Consider the following 18,992-nt stretch of genomic DNA (forward strand, 5'->3'; position numbering starts at 1 on the left):
GTGCAGGATAAAATTTGGGGGAAATCATGACATTTTGGTCACTGGTCCTGATCGGTGCATTGGCGCTGCTATTGCTGGGGCAGATTATGGCGCTGTGGGGTGACGCCTGTCTGGCGGTTGCCGATCCGCGACCGGTCGGCGGCAAGACAATCGAGATCACGATATTGGCCTGGGGTTTTGCTTCGCGGCGAGGGCGATCGCTGCAAGTTGATGACTGCTATCAGCTCGGTATCAACGACATGCGCTTTTTCATGACCGGCAAGGATGTTCTGGTCTGTCTGGTGACCTTCGGCTTTGTCCGGAAGGTGAGCATTGCCTATCGCTGCTATGCCGGCGACCATGACGTGGGAGAAGCCTGATGGCGCGGGTTGTTCATCTCGGCCAGCAAGTCTGGGCCAACTATCACGAAACCGCGGAATGTAATCTCAAGGACCGGATCGAGCTGGCCAACGGCGACGAGAAAAACGGCCGGGCGCATCTGAAAGGCGTGGCAGAGACAGTATTGGCGCTGCTCCGGGAAGCGAAGCAATATCAGATTCCCGTAAGGCCGATCGGGGCAGGCTGGTCGCCGTCGCCGATCAATGTCGTTGAGGATGGCTGGCTGGTCGAGACGTTGCGGCTGAACAGAACCTATAAATTGTCGGCCAAAGATCTGCATGAAGATTGTGAAGTTGCCGCGGAAGCGCTGTTGCTGGTGCAGGCCGGTGCGACGGTTGACGAAGTTTACGAAAGTGCCGAAGAGATTGGCCGGTCGCTGCGCACCGGCGGTGCCAGCAACGGACAGAGCTTTGCCGGGGCCTGTGCCACCGGAACCCATGGCAGCGTCTGGCAGGCGGGTGGCATTCAGGACCATGTCCGGGCGGTGCAATTGGTGACACCCGAGCGGATATTGTGGATCGCGCCGGCAAAAGCGATGCTGTCGGATGCGTTTATCACGCAGACCGGATCGGAGATCATCCGCGATGACCGGATATTTGCCGCTGCCCAGTTGCACGTCGGCGCCATGGGCTTTGTCACCGCGATGCTGATCGAGACCGATCCGATCTATATGGTGCAGAATATCCAGAAGGCGGCAAAGATAAAGCGCGAGCATATCGACTGGCTGTGCCGCGGCGAATTCAAGAAATTCTCCTGCGCGTTCGGCCTGAATGAAAGCCCTTATTTTCAACAGGTTATACTAAATCCTTTCGATCCTTTCGACAAGAAATGCCTGCTGCGCTTTCTCTACAAGCGGCCATTCGACGCCAGCATCCCGCCGCCGCCGCCGCGGGACATGGGGGCCGGCTATGACGCGCTGACCCTGCTCGGCAAGGCGATGGCGCAAAGCGACATGTTCAAGGGCGCGATCATGCAATTTGCGATGGAACAGGGCTATCCCGACAATCGCGATGTCGACGATCCGCCGGCCATCGCTACCTGGGGCCATACGACCGAGGAACATGAGCCGATTGCCAGCCTGTTCAACGGATCAGTGACATTGGACCGTAACAAGCTGGGTGAAGTGTTTGATTTAATTATAGATAGTTTCAGGCGCGGTGGCGGCGGCACCGTTGTCACCCTGCGCTTCGTCCGGCAAGCCGAAGGTCTGCTCGCGCCCGCCCACTGGCCGGACAATGTCGTTATCGACTTTGACGGACCGAATGTTGAATCCAGTCACAAAGGTTACAAGAAAGTGATCGAGGCGCTGGATGATGCCGGGATCGCCTTCACCCGCCATTGGGGCAAGACCAACAATCTCGACAAGCGGCGGGTGCAGCGGGACTACGGGCAGAAGTTTGCCGACTGGAAATGGGCACAGGCGCAAGTGATGCCTGATCCGGCCGACCGGCAGGTATTCGCCAATGATGAACTGGTCAAACTGGGGTTGATCTAGGCTGCCCGATAAAAAATATGCTGAAGCTGCCCTTCTGCAATCGCCCCAGACATTGCCGTTCGTATACCATGGTTTAATCCTCCAAAGCAGCCGTTGGCTAAGGGATCGTTTTGGATACCCTGACCACCGCCTGCAGCATTTACACAGCTATCTAACGACGGAAAGCCTAGCCCAAATCAGTTTCCGGAAATCCCATAAAAAATGATGCGCAACGCAGCTATAAACGCTGCCATTGCTGTAGCCAGCGCGGCGCGGGCATTGAGAATCTGTGTGCGATTGAGGGCCGTGATAATCCGGTTGTAATCGGCGGCATCAAGGGTTTCATGCTTGCTCACTCGCCGCAGACGCCGCCTGCTGGCTGCTAGCCAGAGCCAGCCCGATGCCAAAGCAAAGCCGATGATCAAAAAATCAAGAATCCGGACCACAATATCTGCAAAAGTCATTTCTTTAATGCCCGCTTGAGCCTGACAGTGACAATATAATGATTTTACCCATTACCCATGTTCCCGTAGATCAAAAAGCCGAGATACAAGAAGTAGCACGTGACCAAGGTCGCGCCACTGATGCGGCTAAATTCACGCCATTTTATCAATATCAAAATGATCAAAATGCTGGTTGCCAGCATGATCGGCAGGTCGCGGCTGATCAGTTCATCAGGCACACCGCTCGGTGCAAACATCATTGTGACACCGCCGATCCCGAGGATATTATATATGTTTGAACCGATCACATTGCCAAAGGCGATTTCTGACTGTTTGCGGATAGCTGCGATCACTGAAGTTACCAGTTCCGGCAGGGACGTACCTACGGCGACTATGGTCAGCCCAATCAGTGTTTCCGACAGGTTCGCCATACGTGCCAGATCTATCGCTCCTGACACCAGAATCCGCCCGCCAATGATTAGAATGGCAAGCCCTGCTAGCGTCAGGATGATTGGTTTGAGCCAGCCATTGCCCGCGCCCTGCGATAGCGGATGAGGCAGCAGGGGATCAGCCAGTTCCAGCGCCACCGCCTTGTCATGCGGTGCATTATGGAATTCCGGATCATGATCAGCAGGAGTTAGACGGACAGCAACAGTCTCCTGTCGGTAGCAATAAGTGATATAGGCGGCAAGCAATCCGGCCATAGCTACGCCCACGAGACTATGACCGAGCCCGGTCAAGGCAACCGCAATCAAGCCGAATGAGGCAGTGATCATGATCACCGGGTCGCGCAAATAATTGGCATTGGTAATGATGATGGGCGAAGCAAGCGCGGCAACGCCCAGTATCAGCAAGCCGTTAGCAATATTGGAACCGACGATATTGCCCCACGCGATTCCGGGAGCATCCAGCAAAGCCGCTTCGACACTCGTTACCAATTCCGGCATTGATGTCCCGAAACCGACGATCACAAGACCGACGATGAGTGGCGTTACTCCGGCGCGAGAAGCCAACTGGACAGCGCCGCGCACAAGCACCTCACCGCCCACTAGCAGAGCCACAAGACCTATCGCTAAATAGGTCAGAGATTCAATCATATATTTATCCTAGAAGCACGGACGCGAAACATCGTTGTCATCTGATAATGTCGGGAAACCAGTGGCTCAAAATATAGTCGTTAGTCGAATAGCTCCTCTAAGAAGGATTTCCGGCGCTTCTTTTTATGTCCGCGATCATAACCCTCATCATGGTCTCGATTGTCCCGATAGTCTTTGCCGGAGGGCTGTCGCTCCTGAAATTGCTTTACCGGTTGGCCTGAACGTTCAATCAACTTGTCGAGCTCCCCGCGATCAAGCCAAACACCGCGGCACTGCGGACAATAGTCAATCTCGATGCATTGACGCTCACTTATGACCAATGCAACCGAGCAAACGGGGCAGGACATTGAAGGTGCTGTACTCATTCTATCTGCTACCTTTACTATAATCAGCAGGCTTAGTTAAACGTTATGGACGGCGCGCGTAGAGTGGGGGAAGTTTGCGCCGTCCGACGCAATTTCTCGGGCTTTATGAAGGTGATTTTTGCATCCGTTTACGTATCGCTTGGATTTCATCCTTGATACGCAATCGAAGGCGTTTGAGCTGCTTCATATCCACCTGCCAACCTGCCGCTTTGCGGTTGTCGATTTGGCGGTTCAGGCTTCGATGGCGTCTGACAAGTTCATTCAGGTAATTTTTCATCGCTTGTCTCCATTGGTTGTCTCGCCGATATGCAATGTTCAGGGGTATTGATCAAATCGAATGATTACGTATAATTTGATAGACAATAGCTATGGCGGTGGTTGCAGGCTTAGGCTACATACCGCAGGACAGCAGTATGTAGGCTGAGCTTTTGGTCTTCGCCCCTTCGAGATATTCTGCTGTCCGAAGGAGTGCAGATTCAGATCATGGTTTCAATATCGAAAGAAATACAATGGTTCTCACAGTCATCATATTTGTGGTTTTAGGCTTAGGACTTTCTTGGTGGGGACTGTCCGCCGGACTGTTAGCGAGTAAAGCCAATAAAGCAGAGATATTCTCCGGCCCACTGGGTCTCTTTGTCAATGTTATCGTCATGGTCATTGGAGTGGGTATTTTGTTTCTATTGATCTTCTGATCTAGTTTCAAATGGACTGCCAGCTTTGCTATGTCCGCTCTTTGAAAGCGGTCAGGCCGGTTTCCACCCATTTTTTGTCATTTGCACTGATCAGATGGAACATATCATCGGCTGATCGGCGATCACCCCGGATTCGCTGATAAGCGATCGTGAACTTCATGTATTTTGCAGGTGACTGGGGGAGTTCACTCTATTGCCCGCTCACAATATAATCCTGTCTCTATTCAAGTTTCCCTAATTTCGAAAAATTTTCCGATATCCGGGAACAGAAACGATTGTCGTCCATTGATTAAGTATCACGAACGACAATGGAGAATATTATGAACGAGAATATGATCAAAGGAAACTGGGAGCAGGTCAAAGGCAATGTCCAGAAAAAATGGGGCGAATTGACCAACGACGAGCTCGACCAAATCAATGGCGACCGCAAAATTCTTGCCGGTAAAATCCAGGAAAAATATGGCCGCGCCGAGGATGAAGCGGAACGCGAGATCGACGAGTTTGAACGTAGCTTCTGATTGCATCCAACCCAAATAATATCACCCAAAGATAGCCCCGTGCAGCGTCGCCAAGATGCCTGTGCGGGGCCATTTCTTTGAGGAATGCAAGGCAATCCCTGGCCAACGACCCTAAACCTTATTTGCTCGCGAATTGGCTGTTTTTGCAACCATATCACGGGAACTATCCAGCGGTCGCAGCGTAATTCCAGTATGACATCACATAATGGAGGTTTCGCTATGGCCACGAGTGACAATAAGAAAACCGGACATTCCCACGAATATGAACGGTTGAATCCCGGGGCAGCACTGGGGACCCCGCACAGACCAGACACTTCTTATGGCATGGATAAGGGAAAGGCCGGGGGTACGTATGGAGATGCCAAAAATGTACCGGAGAAAAAAGACGATGATCTGACCCCCGGAGGAAAATCCCCGGACAGGGTCAGCGACCGCCCCAATGTTTCAACCGTGCGGCCCGAAGACTATCCGCTGAAAGACCGTAAGGACAGCCAGGCGTGAAAGTGTGGCAACGATGAGATGCGCCGCTAAATTCTTCCACATGATGCGGTACTTGCGGCGACCATAGCCTTGTCTCTCCCAAAACGCCGCATCTAGCGCGGCGCACAGCCCGTTCCGGCAATCTCAAGCCTTGACAAATGGCCCGCAGACCTGTGTTACGCGTGCAATCTTTCCATCTGGGAAAGCACCCAATTCCAAAGGTCCATCATGCACGCATATCGCACCCATAATTGTTCCGCGCTCCGCTCTTCGAACGTCGGCGAGGAAGTTCGTCTGTCCGGCTGGATTCATCGCAAGCGCGATCACGGCAATCTGCTGTTTGTCGATCTGCGCGACCATTTCGGTCTGACCCAGATTGTCAGCGAAACCGGCAGCGAGGCTTTCAAGACGCTAGACGGCGCACGGGTTGAGTCGGTTGTAACGGTGACCGGCAAGGTTGTTGCCCGCGATGATGAAACGGTGAACAAGAACCTACCAACCGGCGATGTTGAGCTGGTCGCCGATACGGTGAGCATGCAGGGCCCGGCTGACGAATTGCCGATGCCGGTGTTCGGCGAACAGGAATATCCCGAGGATATCCGCCTGCGCTATCGTTTCCTCGATCTGCGGCGCGAGTCGGTTCACGCGAATATGATGCTGCGTTCCAAGGTGATCGCAAGTCTGCGCAACCGGATGACCGAACAGGGCTTTACCGAATTCCAGACGCCAATTTTGACGGCGTCGTCACCGGAAGGCGCGCGCGACTATCTTGTGCCGAGCCGTGTCCATCCCGGTAAATTCTATGCGCTGCCGCAGGCTCCGCAGATGTTCAAGCAGATGCTGATGGTTGCCGGTTTCGACCGCTATTTCCAAATCGCGCCTTGCTTCCGCGACGAAGACGCCCGCGCCGATCGTTCGCCGGGCGAATTTTACCAGCTCGATTTCGAGATGAGCTTTGTCACGCAGGAAGATGTGTTCCAGACGCTGGAGCCGGTTCTGGCCGGCGTGTTCGAGGAATTTGCCGATGGCCGCTCGGTCACCCCGGCTGGCGAATTTCCGCGCATTCCCTACAAGGAATCGATGCTGAAATATGGCAATGACAAGCCGGATCTGCGCAACCCGATCATCATTCAGGACGTCAGCGAGCATTTCAAGGGCTCCGGTTTCGGTCTGTTCGACAAGATCACCTCGACCGGCGGCACCGTGCGCGCCTTTGTCGCGCCCGAAGCCGGCAAGAATAGCCGCAAGTTCTTTGATGCCATGAATGACTGGGCGCGCAGCGAAGGCTTTGCCGGGCTCGGCTATATCAACATGAAGGAAGGCGCGGCCGGCGGGCCGATTGCCAAGAACCATGGCGAAGAAGGCACGGCGAAGCTGCTCGCCGATCTTGGTTGTGGTCCGGATGACGGTGTGTTCTTCGCCGCCGGCAAGGAAGCCGATGCGGCCAAACTGGCCGGTCTGGCGCGGACCCGTACTGCCGAGCAGCTGGGCCTGATCGACGAAAATGCGTTCAAATTCTGCTGGATCGTCGACTATCCGATGTTCGAATATGATGACGAGCTGAAGAAAATGGATTTCTCGCACAACCCATTCTCGATGCCGCAGGGTGAGCTGGAAGCGCTGGAAAGCAAGGACCCGCTCGATATTCTCGCGTGGCAATATGATATTGTCTGCAACGGTATCGAACTGTCCTCCGGCGCGATCCGGAACCACCGGCCTGACATCATGTACAAGGCGTTCGAGATTGCCGGTTACACCAAGGAACAGGTCGACACGGAATTTTCCGGCATGATCAACGCGCTGAAATATGGCGCGCCACCGCATGGTGGTTCGGCTCCGGGCGTCGACCGGATCGTGATGATGCTGGCGAACGAACCGAATATCCGCGAAGTCGTGCTGTTCCCGATGAACCAGAAGGCCGAAGACCTGATGATGAGCGCGCCGAGTCCGGTTGCCGCGAAACAGCTGCGCGAATTGCATATCCGGGTGGTCGAGCCGCCGAAGGAAGGCTAGGCTCAAATCCGTTAGTGGTGAGCCTGTCGAACCACGCTTATCGATAATCGCCCTTCGACGGGCTCAGGGCTAACGGAACAAACATATGACAAATTCCGAAACACATCATTTCGCGTCATCCCATGGCGATATCTGCTATTTCGAATGGGGCAAGGCGGGCGACGGCCCGTCGATTCTGTTGCTCCACGCAACCGGCTTTCATGCGCGGTGCTGGGATCAGGTCGTCGCAGCCTTTCCGGACGGCACCCATGTGATTGCGGTCGATCAGCTCGGCCACGGACGAAGCGCCGCGCCGATTATCACCGACTGGACCGATGTCGCCGGCGCAACCGCTGAACTGGTGCAATCGCTCGGCATCTGCTTCGCGGTCGGAGCAGGGCACAGCATGGGCGGCCATTGTCTGGTGCAGGTCGCGGCCAGCCACCCTGATCTGCTGGAGCGGCTCGTTTTGATCGACCCGGTGATCATGGAACGGCAGGCCTATCAAAATCCGTCTGATTTTAGCGCGACCTACGAGATGGTTGCCAAGCGCCGCAACAGCTGGACCGGGCCGGATGCCATGTTCGAGCGGTTCAGGGACCGGCATCCGTACAAGCTGTGGGACCCGGCGGTGCTAAAGGATTATTGCGATTATGGACTGCTGCCGGACGGGCAGGGCGACTATAGGCTGGCCTGTCCGCCGCAGACCGAGGCGTCGGTCTACGCGACCAGCGCCACTGTTGATCCCTGGCCGCTGATTGACACGATCAAGCAGCCAGTCACTGTCTTGCGGGCGCCGCAGATCCAGCGGGAAGGCGCGTTTGATTTTGCCGGCTCGCCGACACCACCTGGACTGGCTGACGATTTTGCCCATGGGACCGATGTCTATCTGCCCGATCTGACCCATTTCATGCCGATGCAGGACCCGAAACGGATTGCGGAACTGATCATCAGCGGCTAATATTCTGTTCATATTTGTATCGATATTCGTGAACGACCAAATTTCGGGGGATGGGCATGAACAGATTATTGACCGCTGCAATCACGGCTGCGATGGCCGTCACAGGCCTTTCTGCTGCCGCGCAGGCAGAGGTTCTGACCATCGAGGGGATGACGCCGGCCAACTCCCCGGAATTTGCCGAAATTCAATCCCTGTCCATCGAGCGTTTTGGCGGCCGCGACGGTCGGGCACTGGCGTTTGAACTGGAAGACCGGCTTTCCGCCATCACCATCTTTGGCCAGCCCTATTTTGCTGTGATCGGCGGTCGGTCGGCGGTGCAGTCAGATGCGACGCTTTCCGGCAATGTCACCGCCGGCGTCGAGCAGTTTGACACGACCGCGAAGCGGCGGCGCTGTGTCGAGCGGGATGACAAGGACAAATGTGTCACTCATAAAAATATCAAAGTGCCGTGCCAGACCCGGATTATCGATTATCGGGCGCAGGTCCGGGCGACGCGATATAGCGATGGGCGCAGCCTTTATACCGAAAGCTTTCCGGACAAGAATGAGCAGACGATATGCTTCGGCGATGACGAGGATTTTGTCAGCAGCGAGTCGGTGATCCGGAGCATGATATCCGGGACCGCAAGCGCGGTTCGCGATGATCTCGCCCCGAAAGAATATCGTCAGGACATCCGGATATTGGAAAGCCGCAAGGGCATGAGCAAAGTCGAAGGAAATTTTTTCAAGGCAGCGATCAAGATGACCAAGAGCGACGCCACTGAAGCTTGCCGGATGTGGGACGAGGCTGCTGGAAACGGACAGGTTCATATCTCTCTGACGTTCAATCGCGGACTTTGCGCGGAACAGCGCGGCGATCTTGATGCTGCGCTGGCGCTCTATGAAGAAGCGGACCGGTTTTCGAGCGGCAAGCTTGAAGTGACGGAATCCCTGCGGCGCGTGAGCGATCACCGGCGCGCATTGGACGAGTGGGCATTGCGTCGGTCCGGAAGCTCCTGAAATCACGGTTGATGACCGTGGTTAAGCGGCTGGCCGTCCGGACGCATCTGATATAGATTGACCTGCTCGGGCTGAGCTTGTCAAAGGCTCGCGATATGCGATAGATGCCATTGATGTGCCTCGCCCTCCGGGTTGAGAGGTTCAGCGCGAACGGAGTGAGAATGACCATAGACCTGTCCGACTATGAATCCGATGACAAATTTGATGGTGATTATAGTGAGGCGCTGGAAGCGCTGCAGGACCGGCTGGCGCATATCCATTTCAAGCATATCATCCACGGCAGCCGCTCGATATTGGTGTTCGAGGGCTGGGACGCTGCGGGCAAGGGCGGCGCGATCCGCCGGATGACCGGCGAATGGGACCCGCGCTATTATGACGTCTGGCCGATCGGCGCCCCGACCAGGGAAGAAAAAGACCGGCATTTCCTCTGGCGCTTCTGGCAGAAATTGCCGGGCAGCCGAGAAATCGGCGTGTTCGACCGCAGCTGGTATGGCCGCGTATTGGTCGAACGGGTCGAGGGTTTTTGCGAGCCTTCCGACTGGAAGCGCGGCTATGACGAGATCAACGAATTTGAAGCGCAGCAGATCGACGGCGGCACCAATCTGGTAAAATTATTCTTTCACACGACGCAGGAAGAGCAGGACGAGCGTCTGACCAAGAGGCTCGACACGCCGTACAAGCGCTGGAAGATTACCGCCGAGGATTTTCGCAACCGGGAAAAGCGCGATGCCTATCTCGAAGCGATGCACGACATGTTCAAATATACCGACACCCGCTGGGCACCATGGAAAGTGATCGCCGGTAACGACAAGAAGTCCGCGCGCATCGCCGCAATGACCCATGTCGCCGATACGCTGGAAGCCGCGCTGCCCAAGGATTTTCCGGATGCCGACCCGGAACTGGTGAAACTGGCGCATGACGCCTTTGGCTATGTGGTCAAGGATTAGCAGTTGAAGCGCTAATTCTCAGTCCGGAAAAGTTCGAGCCAGTGTCATTCCGCCGAGCGAGCGGACAACCAGATTGTGCAACCGGCAAGCAAGGTTGCAATTGCTCCGCTCGCACCGGAAAAAGGCACGGACCCAAGTCCGAGGCGCACAGCAGCAATATTCAGGACAATTGCAATCACGCCGGCGATCATGCTGATCAGGCCGATTACCCGGACTTTTGTCTTGTCGTTGCGGAATAGCGACAGTCCGAAGAGCAGAGCAGCCAGTCCGATTATCGCCTTTGAAAGATTGTAGAATAGAAATGATCCGGCGAGCAAGGTGCCCATAAGCGGCGCGAACTCGGGACCGGCTTTGGCTGCGGGCAGAAACATCGATAGTCCGATGCCCGACTGGACGATATTTATCAGCCCTGCCGCGACCAGAGCGGCCCAGCCCCATTGCATCGCCGGAGACCGGACCAGGCCGACGAGCGACGCGATCGCGATGCCGGTAAACAGGAGAAGTTCTGTGGTCCAGATGGTCGACCGCAACGGCCAGCCGTCAACAATCCCGACTCCCTTCAGAGTCATGATATAGAGCACTTGTGTCGCTACGGTGAGCAGAAGCATTATCGATACCAGTATCGCTACACGGCGGGTTGTCTGTGGCATAAATTCTCCAGAATTCCTGATGGTTTGAGGGCTATTCAAGCGGACGAGTTGATTCGTTACAGCCGCAGGAAGATTTCTTGGGCTTATGATGCGCTAGTTTCAGGGAAAAGTAATTGCGACATTTTTCGGGGCACAGGTTTGTGAGCTGACTGCTCTCGGGTTTCTGGCAAAGCGGGCTAGTGGCTTGGCCAGACAATCCTGGCTGGTGATATAGGCAGCATGCGGTGAGTCGGTTAATGTGATCATGGCAACGGAGCCGCTGGCGCGGAGGCTGGCTGCGCGCTTTATCGCAGAATCATAGGGTGTTTTGAGATCCGGCATTATGTAGCAATTCCACCAAGCTGTTCTGCCCATGCTGCTCTACTAAGGAATGTAGAGCGTGATTAAGTATCTAAATGAAAAGACTCCACAGTGCGGCTAACAAGTGGCAGACAATAACCAATGCGATATAAAATTATCATTTTGCCGCTGGTTCTTTTGGTTACTATCGGCGGATCAATCCTCAGCTTTGGCGGAATGGCTACTTTCCGGGATGACACGCCGCAGATTGTCATCGCTGTGATAAATTCTATAGATGCTATTTGGGCTTGGCTTTCCGGCCCCCCACTTTGGGCGAGCTGCCTTGGCTTGGCTATCATGGTAGCTGCATTTGTTCTTAATTGGATAGGCTCGGCCAGACTCATCAAGGTTGCTGAGTTTATTCTCAAAAAAGAGGCAAGGAGCGGCGAATTTCAAAAAATTGCGAGCGATGAACAGTTGGTAGAACTGCGAGATGCTTATATTGCAGATCGGATTTTGAAAGAAATTGACTGGACGCGGTTTGACGAAATGCAAACATTTGATGAGTGGATTTTGATTACACCAGACTTGGACGGCATCGGCGAAGGAGGCAGGCTCCGAGAGGTATACGATGTGGTTGACAAGCGAGAAACGGAGATCAGGGATCGGCTCGATCATATTCGTAACATCATGTCACAAATGCTTGGGCATGATGTGGTGCATATTCTTCAAAGACCCTATCCAATAAAAGTTCCCCCTGAAGACAGTTGGAAGGCGCACGAACGCGGTAGCTTTTTCCCCGATGACCAAACTAGAGCGCGGTGGCATGAAGCACAGGCAAATACCAGAGGTGCCAATCAGTTTCTTGGAATACTGAAAGCGATGCTGCAACAAACAGCCAAAAATTTGGGGGACTTCGCTCCCAGTTCAAGTTCTTTGCCCCAACGGCTTCGAGACATTGCAGAAGGAAAACAGCCGTAGACTTTCCCCGGCTGATCTTATTCCTTATATTCGGCTCAGAGTGAAAGACTCCCACGTCTGCCAACGTCCCGACGAGATCAGCGTAGGGCATGCCTTGCTTTGCCCGTTCTACCTTCATCGAATGCGAACGCCGAGCGCTCAACCCTTGTAATTCTTCCCGATATAGCGGGTCAGCGGCGTGTCGCTGCGGATCGTCGGACCGCGCGGGTTTTTCGTGTCATAGACCACGGCATTCTCCAGCACGCGTTTGACATAATTGCGGGTTTCGGAAATCGGGATATCCTCGATCCACTGCACCCAGTCGATGCCGCCCATGCGAGGGTCGCCGTTGGCACGGAGCCATTTGTTCACATTGCCCGGACCGGCATTATAGGCGGCGACGGCGAGCGGGTAGCTGCCACCATAATAGTCCATCATCCGCTGGATATAGCCGCTGCCGAGCTGGATATTATATTGCGGGTCACCAGTCAGCGACGACAGATTATAGGACAGGTTGGCCTTGCCCGACTGCTCCCGGGCGGTTCCCGGCATCAGTTGCATCAGGCCGCGCGCACCGGCATGGCTGATCGCGCCTTCGGCAAACTGGCTTTCCTGTCGGGTGATCGCGTGGATCAGCGTCCAGCTGCTTTCATGGCCAAAGGGAACATTCATGGTCGGGAAGGAGGTTTCATCAATCGCGCCGACGCCAGCGCCCAGCGCGCTGATGCCCTTGATCACGCCGAGATCGCGGGCGCCGATGCGGGTCGCGAGATCGCTGAGCAGCAGATAGTCCTTGGCTGTCTTGGCATTATAGGCGAGCGCCCTGTGAAAGCGGATCTGCTCTTTCCACGGACCGGTGCGGATTGACGCCTTGGCCGCGATGACAAGCGGTTCGCTGTCATAGGCTTTACGGTCTTCCTCGGTTATTTCGATCGTCGGCTTGCGGTTGAATTCCGGCAGCGGGCGACCCAGCCGTTCCAGCGACAACTGGCCGTAGAAATAGTCGGGAAAGGCAGCTGCTTTTTCGAAATAGGCATTGGCCTGTTTGGTCTGGCCCGCTTCGGCTGCGGCGCGGCCGGCCCAGTAATAGCCCTTGGACGTGATATTGGGCGAGTCATAGGATTGCGCATAAAGATCGAACATCGGCACAGCTTTGGCCGGTTGGCGCAAGCCGTTCAGCGCGGACGTGCCGGCAATCCACGCGAGATCGGAATATTTGTCCCGTACGCGCGAATTCTGGTCGGCGATCCGGGTCGGAACGGCATAGGCATCCTCGATTTTCGAGGCGATATTATAGGCGGTCGACCATTGCCGGTCATTGGCGGCGGCCTCGGCATTGATCAGCATTGCCTCGAACCAGGTATCGGGAGCTGCCGGTTTGACGCGCAGCTCCGGACGGGTGGCGAGCAATTGCCGCGCCGCCGCGCTTTGTCCCTGGTTGCGCAAATAGCGGGCGCGATCGGCCAGATAGCCAGCGTCATCGCGGGCGATGGCACCGACAGCGCTGGCCTGTGCATTGGCGTCGGATGCTTCGGTTAGCTGAGACAGTCGCGCTTCGAATACCGGCCGCCGTGTCGGCGAGGTGAAGCCAAGTTGCCGCGCGGCATCGCGCGTCGCTCTGGCCCATAATAGCGCATCCATGCGCGCGTCATGATCGTCGATGCTGAACGCAGAGCTGAACCGCGAGATCAGCGCCGCTTCATCTTCGTCGGTCAGCGTGCCGCCACGCCAGGCCGTTCTGGCCCATTGATTGGCCAGGTCCTGCTGCCCGGTGGCCTGCAGGGCGACCGCAAATTTTGCCGCGCCAGCGTTGGTGGTCGGTTCGAATCGACCGAAATAGGCAAGCACGCGAGCGGGCGAGAAGCTGTTGATATTGATCGCCTGCTCGGCATTGCGCTGCATTCTCGTGTCTTCCGGCCAGCCCGGGAAGGTGACCAGAAAGCCGGCATAATCCTCGAAAGAATAATTGTCGGATTGCGTCAGCACGCGCCAGCGTTGCAGGCCCAGTACCGCATTGCCGCCGGTCGGATCGGACAGGCCGGCGCTTTCATTTTGCCAGCCGGTTTGTTCGCCGATATTCTCGGCTGCGATGCAGGTGGCAGGGCTTAAAAGCAGTGCCGCTATAACAAATCTTGATACCATGCTGGACATTTTACGGTTAGGCTCCTTATCAGGTGCTGAACGGCGAACTATATCACCGTTAATATTGAAAATGACTTGGTGGCGGCTTTGCCAATGTCCAAGGCAAACATAAAGGATTATTAGATGTTCTCGGGCTCAATACCGGCTCTGGCGACTCCCTTTCGCGACGGATCGTTTGCCGAAGACCAGTTTCGCGCTCTGGTGGACTGGCAGATCGACCAGGGCAGCAGCGCCCTCGTGCCCTGCGGGACAACCGGAGAAGCTTCCACATTGTCCAATGCGGAGCATCACCGGGTTATCGAAATATGCATCGAGCAGGCGGCTGGCCGGGTGCCGGTTATCGCCGGTTGCGGTTCCAATGATACGACCAACGCCTTGCTGCACCTCAATTTCTCGAAGAAATGCGGAGCCACCGCCGGTCTGGTCGTTGCCCCTTATTATAACCGGCCCAATCAGGAGGGCATCACCGCCCATTTTACCACGTTGACGGAAAATGTGGATTTGCCGCTGGTTCTCTACAATGTCCCGGCCCGGACGGTGACGGACATCATGCCCGACACGGTTGCGGCCTTGTCGAAGCTGCCCAATGTCGTGGCGATCAAGGATGCCAGTGGCGATCTCGACCGGGTTACTGAACATCGTCTCAATTGTGCCGATGATTTTGTGATGCTTTCGGGTGTCGACGAACTGTCGCTGGCGTTTAACGCAGCAGGCGGTATCGGCTGTATTTCGGTGACCGCCAATGTCGCGCCCAAATTATGTGCCGAGTTTCAGGCCGCCTGTGCCGCCGGCGACTATGCCAAGGCACGCGAACTCAATGATGTGCTCTATCCATTGCACAAGTCCTTGTTCTCGGATGCGTCTCCCGGGCCGATCAAATATGCCATGTCGCGGGTTCTCGAAGATTTCTCGACCGACTTGCGCTTGCCGATGACACCGCCGTCCGAAGCCAGTCGCAAGGCTGTGGATGCTGCTCTGGAAGGGGCTGGGCTGGTCTGATGGCAAAACCGCGGCCAGAAGAATTTGACAAGCAGAAGGTCGTCGCCGAAAACCGGCGCGCGCGTTATGACTATTTTCTGGATGACAAGTTCGAAGCCGGTATCATGCTGACCGGGACCGAAGTGAAATCACTGCGCTCCGGGTCGGGCACCATTGCCGAAAGCTATGCCGAGGTGAAGGATGACGAGGTCTGGCTGATCAATGCCAATATCCAGGAGTGGAGCCACGGTAACCGGCACAATCATACCCCGACGCGACCGCGCAAATTGCTGCTCAGCCGTCGCGAGATAAACAAGCTGCACGGCGCGGTGATGCGCAAGGGCATGACGATCGTGCCGCTGTCGATCTATTTCAACAGCAAGGGACGCGCGAAGCTGGAACTGGCTCTGGCCAAGGGCAAGAAAGCGCCGGATAAACGGCAGACCGAAAAAGATCGCGACTGGAAAAGGCAGCAGGGCCGGCTGATGCGCGAACATGGCTGACCCCAAGCCCAATATCCAAGACAAGGATTTTGCCGCGCGGTGGATCATGTTCACGGTTCATTGGTTGCAGAAAAGGATGCCGACCCGCGCCGGGATGGAACGGAACAAATATCTCAAGCCGATAGCCCATCGCTTTCTGCATTCGGAACTGTGGCGATTTACCCGTCGCTCGGTGCCGCGCGGTGTTGCCCTGGGCATGCTGGCTGCCTTTCTGGTCCCGGTCGGCCAGATATTCGCGGCGGTTTTTCTGGCGCTCCCGGTGCGCGCTAATGTACCGATTGCGGCGATCACGACATTCATTACCAACCCCTTGACCTATCCGTTCTGGATCGCCGCGGCCAACCAGACCGGAAAATTTGCCCTGCAAATCGATGCGATGACATCAAGCCAGCCGATCAACACCCATATCCAGAGCGAATTCGGCCAGTGGCTGAGCTGGCTGGGACGCGAAGCGGGCGTGACCGCGTTCGGATTTCTGATTTTTGCGATAGTTTTCGCGGCGGTCGGCTATCTGGTCAGTTCGTTCGGATGGCGCTGGTGGATTGGCCGGAAACGGAAAGGGCGGTTGAACAAGATTCGCGCCAACAGGACCGACGATGGCCAGTAAGGCGCAGAACAAGACCGGATTGCTGAACCCCAGTACGCGCAAGGCGCAAAGCGATGTGCGGACACGCGCTCTGGTTCTGGTCGTGGCGGTGCTGGCTTCGGCGGGACTGCTCTACTGGAAAGTGCAGAATGTTACCCTGCTCATCGCCTTTCTGGCTCTGGTGCTCAGCCTGGCCGGAGTCGCGTTTTTCCTGCGCCCGCAGAATATTGCTGCCGATCAGGACCAAGCCGATCCCGAAGACTGGGCGGTGACCCGCATGGTCGCCGATCAGTCAGCTATCGGTCTGGCGATTACCGACCGGGCCGGCCGGCTGGTCTGTGCCAACGAGCTTTTTACCAAGTGGTTCAATGGTGCGGCCGTACCTCCCGAACTGCCGTTGCAGGCGGGCGGCAATGAATTGCTGGCGACGGCCGGCCGCACCGCCTGGCGCGATGGTCGTGGCTATGCCGAGGGCCTGAAGCGTGGAGTCGCCGAATATAGCGCGAAAGTTGTTCGCGCGGGGCAGGGTGATGAATATCTGCTTTGGCAGATGATACCGCAAATCCAGGCGGACCTGCTGGACGAGATGGTCAGTCTGGTTAGCGGCGGTGGCGGCCGGGCCTTTTCGGAAGTCGGCATATTGGCCAGCGTTATCGGCGGCGAAGGCCGCATACGCGCATCCAATCAGGCCTTTGCCTTGCGCGCGACCGGCCGGGTCGATGCCAATATTGCCGGTCGTAACTTCATCAATTTCCTGCGTTCGGATGACAAGGGCACGATCTTTTTCGAACGCGAAGGACAGCATGGTACGCCGGTGCGTCTTTTCCATGTGCCGCTCGACCGGGAAAAGGAAAAGGGTCCGGCGCTGATCCTGCTGATCGACGATGATGGCGGAATGGTCGAGCGCGGCAAGGCTCTGGAACAGGTGGAATCGATGCTGTCGCTGCTGCCGCTGGGTCTGGCCCTGACGGATCGCGACGGACGGTTCCTGTTCCTCAACGAGGCTTTTGCCAAAACCGCCGGCATTGGGGAAAAGGAGCAGCCACTCTATCCCGGCGACCTGATGATCCGCGACGACAAATCGGCGGTTTCCGATGCCGTGCGTCGCTATGCGAGCGGTCCGCCACTGGCGGGCGATCTGGCGGTACGGCTGCGCAATGGCGGCGAGGAGCCCGTCGCGCTGGGCATTGCCGGCGTTCGCGGACTGGGCGAAGCGGCGGTGCTGCTGTCGATCCGCGACAATAGCGAAGAGTCGAAATTGAAAAGCCAGGTGGCGCAGGCCACGAAGATGCAGGCCGTTGGTCAGCTGGCCGGTGGCGTTGCTCATGATTTCAACAATATTCTTACCGCCATCATCGGCCATTGCGACCTGATGCTGTTGCGCCATGCGCCGGGTGACAGCGATTATGACGATATCCAGCAGGTCAAGAATAACAGCAACCGCGCGGCCGGCCTGACCCGGCAATTGCTCGCTTTCTCGCGGCAGCAGACACTCCGGCCGCAAGTGTTGCAATTGCCGGACGTGGTCGCCGATGTCTCTAACCTGCTCAAGCGCCTGCTCGACGAGACCATCGAGCTGGAAGTGCGCCATGGCCGCAATCTGGGGTTGGTTCGCGCGGATCCCGGGCAGCTGGAACAAGTGATCATCAATCTGGGTGTCAACGCCCGCGACGCCATGCCCAAAGGCGGCAAGATTTCGATCTCGACCCAGGCCGTGGTGGCATCCGACGTGCGCGCGCTGAAAAGCGATATTCTGCCGGTGGGCGACTATACGGCGTTGATCTTCTCCGATAGCGGGAACGGTATTCCGCCGCATGTCATCGGCAAGATCTTCGAGCCGTTTTTCACGACCAAGGCGGTCGGCAAGGGGACAGGGCTAGGCTTGTCCACGGTTTACGGGATCATCAAACAATCCGGCGGCTATATTTTTGCCGATTCCAAACCGGGCGAGGGCACGACCTTCTCGATCTATTTCCCGGTTCACCATCCGACCAAGGAAGATCTCGATCGGGCGACGTTGAATTCGCTGCCGGTCAAGGCGACGGCCAAGAAGGAATTGTGGGGCAGCGGCCACATATTGCTGGTCGAGGACGAGGATATGGTGCGCGCCGTGGCGGAGCGGGCTCTGACCCGTCAGGGCTATACGGTTGTGACGGCCAGCGAGGGCGAGGAAGCGCTGGGACTGCTCGCGGTGCAGGCCGACAAGGAGCAGCAGTTCGACCTGATCGTTTCCGACGTGGTGATGCCCAATATGGACGGCCCGACCATGGCGAGACATGTCCGGAAAAATTATCCGGACCTGCCGATCCTTTTCATGTCCGGCTATGCCGAGGAGCAACTGCGCAAGTCGATCGATCTCGACAAGGTGAATTTTCTGCCCAAACCTTTTTCGGTGGCACAAATAGCGGAAGCGGTCGGAGAGACTTTGGCCGAACATGCCAAGAAAGGCTAGAAAGCGGCGATATTTCAATTAATTTTCAACAAATTAGCCTCGCCTCAAAAAAATTATGTTCCCCCCTTGTTCTATAAGAACAAATGCGGTACATCAT

General features: G+C 56.2%; 20 protein-coding genes and 1 pseudogene. 13 read left to right on the forward strand and 8 right to left on the reverse strand.

Translation table 11 applies throughout. The features are described 5' to 3' along the window. Positions 1 to 26 precede the first annotated feature (26 nt). A complete protein-coding gene (locus ACWFTY_RS07310) occupies positions 27 to 359 on the forward strand; it encodes a hypothetical protein (RefSeq protein WP_447526610.1) in 333 nt (110 codons plus the stop codon). Beyond that, positions 359 to 1,873 (forward strand): FAD-binding oxidoreductase, encoded by a 1,515-nt coding sequence (locus ACWFTY_RS07315; protein ID WP_447526611.1) that lies wholly within the window; start codon positions 359 to 361, stop codon positions 1,871 to 1,873. The genes ACWFTY_RS07310 and ACWFTY_RS07315 overlap by 1 nt, the downstream gene beginning before the upstream one ends. Before the next feature lie 176 nt (positions 1,874 to 2,049). Here the strand turns inward: ACWFTY_RS07315 and ACWFTY_RS07320 are convergent, their stop codons facing one another. The 5 genes from ACWFTY_RS07320 to ACWFTY_RS07340 form a co-directional block, all read right to left on the reverse strand. Then, complete coding sequence (locus ACWFTY_RS07320; RefSeq protein ID WP_447526612.1) at positions 2,050 to 2,316, reverse strand: hypothetical protein; 267 nt, start codon at positions 2,314 to 2,316, stop codon at positions 2,050 to 2,052. Between the two features lie 44 nt (positions 2,317 to 2,360). Further along, complete coding sequence (locus ACWFTY_RS07325; protein ID WP_447526613.1) at positions 2,361 to 3,392, reverse strand: calcium/sodium antiporter; 1,032 nt, start codon at positions 3,390 to 3,392, stop codon at positions 2,361 to 2,363. 80 nt (positions 3,393 to 3,472) lie between these two features. Then, on the reverse strand, positions 3,473 to 3,757 hold the full coding sequence (locus ACWFTY_RS07330) for a TFIIB-type zinc ribbon-containing protein (RefSeq protein ID WP_447526614.1): 285 nt from the start codon (positions 3,755 to 3,757) through the stop codon (positions 3,473 to 3,475). A gap of 103 nt (positions 3,758 to 3,860) precedes the next feature. Next, entirely contained in the window at positions 3,861 to 4,034 is a 174-nt protein-coding gene (locus ACWFTY_RS07335; RefSeq protein WP_447526615.1) for a YdcH family protein, read from the reverse strand. A gap of 443 nt (positions 4,035 to 4,477) precedes the next feature. Continuing rightward, a complete protein-coding gene (locus ACWFTY_RS07340; RefSeq protein ID WP_447526616.1) occupies positions 4,478 to 4,609 on the reverse strand; it encodes a hypothetical protein in 132 nt (43 codons plus the stop codon). Between the two features lie 160 nt (positions 4,610 to 4,769). Between ACWFTY_RS07340 and ACWFTY_RS07345 the strand changes: the two genes are divergently transcribed. The 6 genes from ACWFTY_RS07345 to ACWFTY_RS07370 all read left to right on the forward strand — a co-directional run bounded on the left by ACWFTY_RS07345 (position 4,770) and on the right by ACWFTY_RS07370 (position 10,345). Next, a complete protein-coding gene (locus ACWFTY_RS07345; RefSeq protein WP_447526617.1) occupies positions 4,770 to 4,967 on the forward strand; it encodes a CsbD family protein in 198 nt (65 codons plus the stop codon). 324 nt (positions 4,968 to 5,291) lie between these two features. Further along, the gene (locus tag ACWFTY_RS07350) at positions 5,292 to 5,468 is read left to right on the forward strand and encodes a hypothetical protein (protein ID WP_447526618.1); all 177 of its coding nucleotides are present in this window, start codon (positions 5,292 to 5,294) and stop codon (positions 5,466 to 5,468) included. Between the two features lie 207 nt (positions 5,469 to 5,675). Then, on the forward strand, positions 5,676 to 7,460 hold the full coding sequence (aspS, locus tag ACWFTY_RS07355) for an aspartate--tRNA ligase (RefSeq protein ID WP_447526619.1): 1,785 nt from the start codon (positions 5,676 to 5,678) through the stop codon (positions 7,458 to 7,460). An 85-nt stretch (positions 7,461 to 7,545) separates the two neighbouring features. After that, complete coding sequence (locus ACWFTY_RS07360; protein ID WP_447526620.1) at positions 7,546 to 8,400, forward strand: alpha/beta fold hydrolase; 855 nt, start codon at positions 7,546 to 7,548, stop codon at positions 8,398 to 8,400. A 56-nt stretch (positions 8,401 to 8,456) separates the two neighbouring features. After that, the gene (locus ACWFTY_RS07365; RefSeq protein ID WP_447526621.1) at positions 8,457 to 9,398 is read left to right on the forward strand and encodes a hypothetical protein; all 942 of its coding nucleotides are present in this window, start codon (positions 8,457 to 8,459) and stop codon (positions 9,396 to 9,398) included. Positions 9,399 to 9,559: 161 nt separating this feature from the next. After that, positions 9,560 to 10,345, forward strand: a complete 786-nt coding sequence (locus ACWFTY_RS07370) for a polyphosphate kinase 2 family protein (protein WP_447526622.1) — start codon at positions 9,560 to 9,562, stop codon at positions 10,343 to 10,345. Between the two features lie 44 nt (positions 10,346 to 10,389). On the opposite strand, the gene ACWFTY_RS07375 is transcribed toward ACWFTY_RS07370, so the two are convergent. After that, a complete protein-coding gene (locus ACWFTY_RS07375; protein WP_447526623.1) occupies positions 10,390 to 10,995 on the reverse strand; it encodes a hypothetical protein in 606 nt (201 codons plus the stop codon). Between the two features lie 441 nt (positions 10,996 to 11,436). Between ACWFTY_RS07375 and ACWFTY_RS07380 the strand changes: the two genes are divergently transcribed. Beyond that, positions 11,437 to 12,255 carry a hypothetical protein gene (locus ACWFTY_RS07380; RefSeq protein WP_447526944.1) on the forward strand — a complete coding sequence of 273 codons (819 nt, stop codon included), beginning with the start codon at positions 11,437 to 11,439 and terminating at the stop codon, positions 12,253 to 12,255. A gap of 7 nt (positions 12,256 to 12,262) precedes the next feature. On the opposite strand, the pseudogene ACWFTY_RS07385 reads toward ACWFTY_RS07380, so the two are convergent. Beyond that, positions 12,263 to 12,373: pseudogene (locus ACWFTY_RS07385) on the reverse strand (DUF6471 domain-containing protein); the annotation flags it as partial. A gap of 20 nt (positions 12,374 to 12,393) precedes the next feature. Beyond that, positions 12,394 to 14,385, reverse strand: coding sequence for a lytic transglycosylase domain-containing protein (locus ACWFTY_RS07390; RefSeq protein ID WP_447526624.1), 1,992 nt, complete (start codon positions 14,383 to 14,385; stop codon positions 12,394 to 12,396). A gap of 114 nt (positions 14,386 to 14,499) precedes the next feature. Between ACWFTY_RS07390 and dapA the strand changes: the two genes are divergently transcribed. The 4 genes from dapA to ACWFTY_RS07410 are packed head-to-tail and all read left to right on the forward strand — an operon-like array spanning position 14,500 to position 18,895. Beyond that, positions 14,500 to 15,375: a 4-hydroxy-tetrahydrodipicolinate synthase gene (dapA, locus tag ACWFTY_RS07395; protein WP_447526625.1), complete on the forward strand. Its 876-nt coding sequence runs from the start codon at positions 14,500 to 14,502 to the stop codon at positions 15,373 to 15,375. After that, positions 15,375 to 15,857, forward strand: a complete 483-nt coding sequence (gene smpB, locus ACWFTY_RS07400) for an SsrA-binding protein SmpB (protein WP_447526626.1) — start codon at positions 15,375 to 15,377, stop codon at positions 15,855 to 15,857. The genes dapA and smpB overlap by 1 nt, the downstream gene beginning before the upstream one ends. Continuing rightward, positions 15,850 to 16,464 (forward strand): DUF2062 domain-containing protein, encoded by a 615-nt coding sequence (locus ACWFTY_RS07405; protein ID WP_447526627.1) that lies wholly within the window; start codon positions 15,850 to 15,852, stop codon positions 16,462 to 16,464. The genes smpB and ACWFTY_RS07405 overlap by 8 nt, the downstream gene beginning before the upstream one ends. After that, a complete protein-coding gene (locus ACWFTY_RS07410) occupies positions 16,454 to 18,895 on the forward strand; it encodes a response regulator (protein ID WP_447526628.1) in 2,442 nt (813 codons plus the stop codon). Before ACWFTY_RS07405 ends, ACWFTY_RS07410 begins: the two co-directional genes overlap by 11 nt. Positions 18,896 to 18,992 lie beyond the last annotated feature (97 nt).

The organism is Parasphingorhabdus sp. NYA22 (assembly GCF_976973735.1).

Coding starts and splice junctions, on each gene's coding strand:
- ACWFTY_RS07310 (WP_447526610.1), top strand. CDS start 27: ATGACATTTTGGTCACTGGTCCTGATCGGTGCATTGGCGCTGCTATTG.
- ACWFTY_RS07315 (WP_447526611.1), top strand. CDS start 359: ATGGCGCGGGTTGTTCATCTCGGCCAGCAAGTCTGGGCCAACTATCAC.
- ACWFTY_RS07320 (WP_447526612.1), bottom strand. CDS start 2,316: ATGACTTTTGCAGATATTGTGGTCCGGATTCTTGATTTTTTGATCATC.
- ACWFTY_RS07325 (WP_447526613.1), bottom strand. CDS start 3,392: ATGATTGAATCTCTGACCTATTTAGCGATAGGTCTTGTGGCTCTGCTA.
- ACWFTY_RS07330 (WP_447526614.1), bottom strand. CDS start 3,757: ATGAGTACAGCACCTTCAATGTCCTGCCCCGTTTGCTCGGTTGCATTG.
- ACWFTY_RS07335 (WP_447526615.1), bottom strand. CDS start 4,034: ATGAAAAATTACCTGAATGAACTTGTCAGACGCCATCGAAGCCTGAAC.
- ACWFTY_RS07340 (WP_447526616.1), bottom strand. CDS start 4,609: ATGAAGTTCACGATCGCTTATCAGCGAATCCGGGGTGATCGCCGATCA.
- ACWFTY_RS07345 (WP_447526617.1), top strand. CDS start 4,770: ATGAACGAGAATATGATCAAAGGAAACTGGGAGCAGGTCAAAGGCAAT.
- ACWFTY_RS07350 (WP_447526618.1), top strand. CDS start 5,292: ATGGATAAGGGAAAGGCCGGGGGTACGTATGGAGATGCCAAAAATGTA.
- aspS (WP_447526619.1), top strand. CDS start 5,676: ATGCACGCATATCGCACCCATAATTGTTCCGCGCTCCGCTCTTCGAAC.
- ACWFTY_RS07360 (WP_447526620.1), top strand. CDS start 7,546: ATGACAAATTCCGAAACACATCATTTCGCGTCATCCCATGGCGATATC.
- ACWFTY_RS07365 (WP_447526621.1), top strand. CDS start 8,457: ATGAACAGATTATTGACCGCTGCAATCACGGCTGCGATGGCCGTCACA.
- ACWFTY_RS07370 (WP_447526622.1), top strand. CDS start 9,560: ATGACCATAGACCTGTCCGACTATGAATCCGATGACAAATTTGATGGT.
- ACWFTY_RS07375 (WP_447526623.1), bottom strand. CDS start 10,995: ATGCCACAGACAACCCGCCGTGTAGCGATACTGGTATCGATAATGCTT.
- ACWFTY_RS07380 (WP_447526944.1), top strand. CDS start 11,437: ATGCGATATAAAATTATCATTTTGCCGCTGGTTCTTTTGGTTACTATC.
- ACWFTY_RS07390 (WP_447526624.1), bottom strand. CDS start 14,385: ATGTCCAGCATGGTATCAAGATTTGTTATAGCGGCACTGCTTTTAAGC.
- dapA (WP_447526625.1), top strand. CDS start 14,500: ATGTTCTCGGGCTCAATACCGGCTCTGGCGACTCCCTTTCGCGACGGA.
- smpB (WP_447526626.1), top strand. CDS start 15,375: ATGGCAAAACCGCGGCCAGAAGAATTTGACAAGCAGAAGGTCGTCGCC.
- ACWFTY_RS07405 (WP_447526627.1), top strand. CDS start 15,850: ATGGCTGACCCCAAGCCCAATATCCAAGACAAGGATTTTGCCGCGCGG.
- ACWFTY_RS07410 (WP_447526628.1), top strand. CDS start 16,454: ATGGCCAGTAAGGCGCAGAACAAGACCGGATTGCTGAACCCCAGTACG.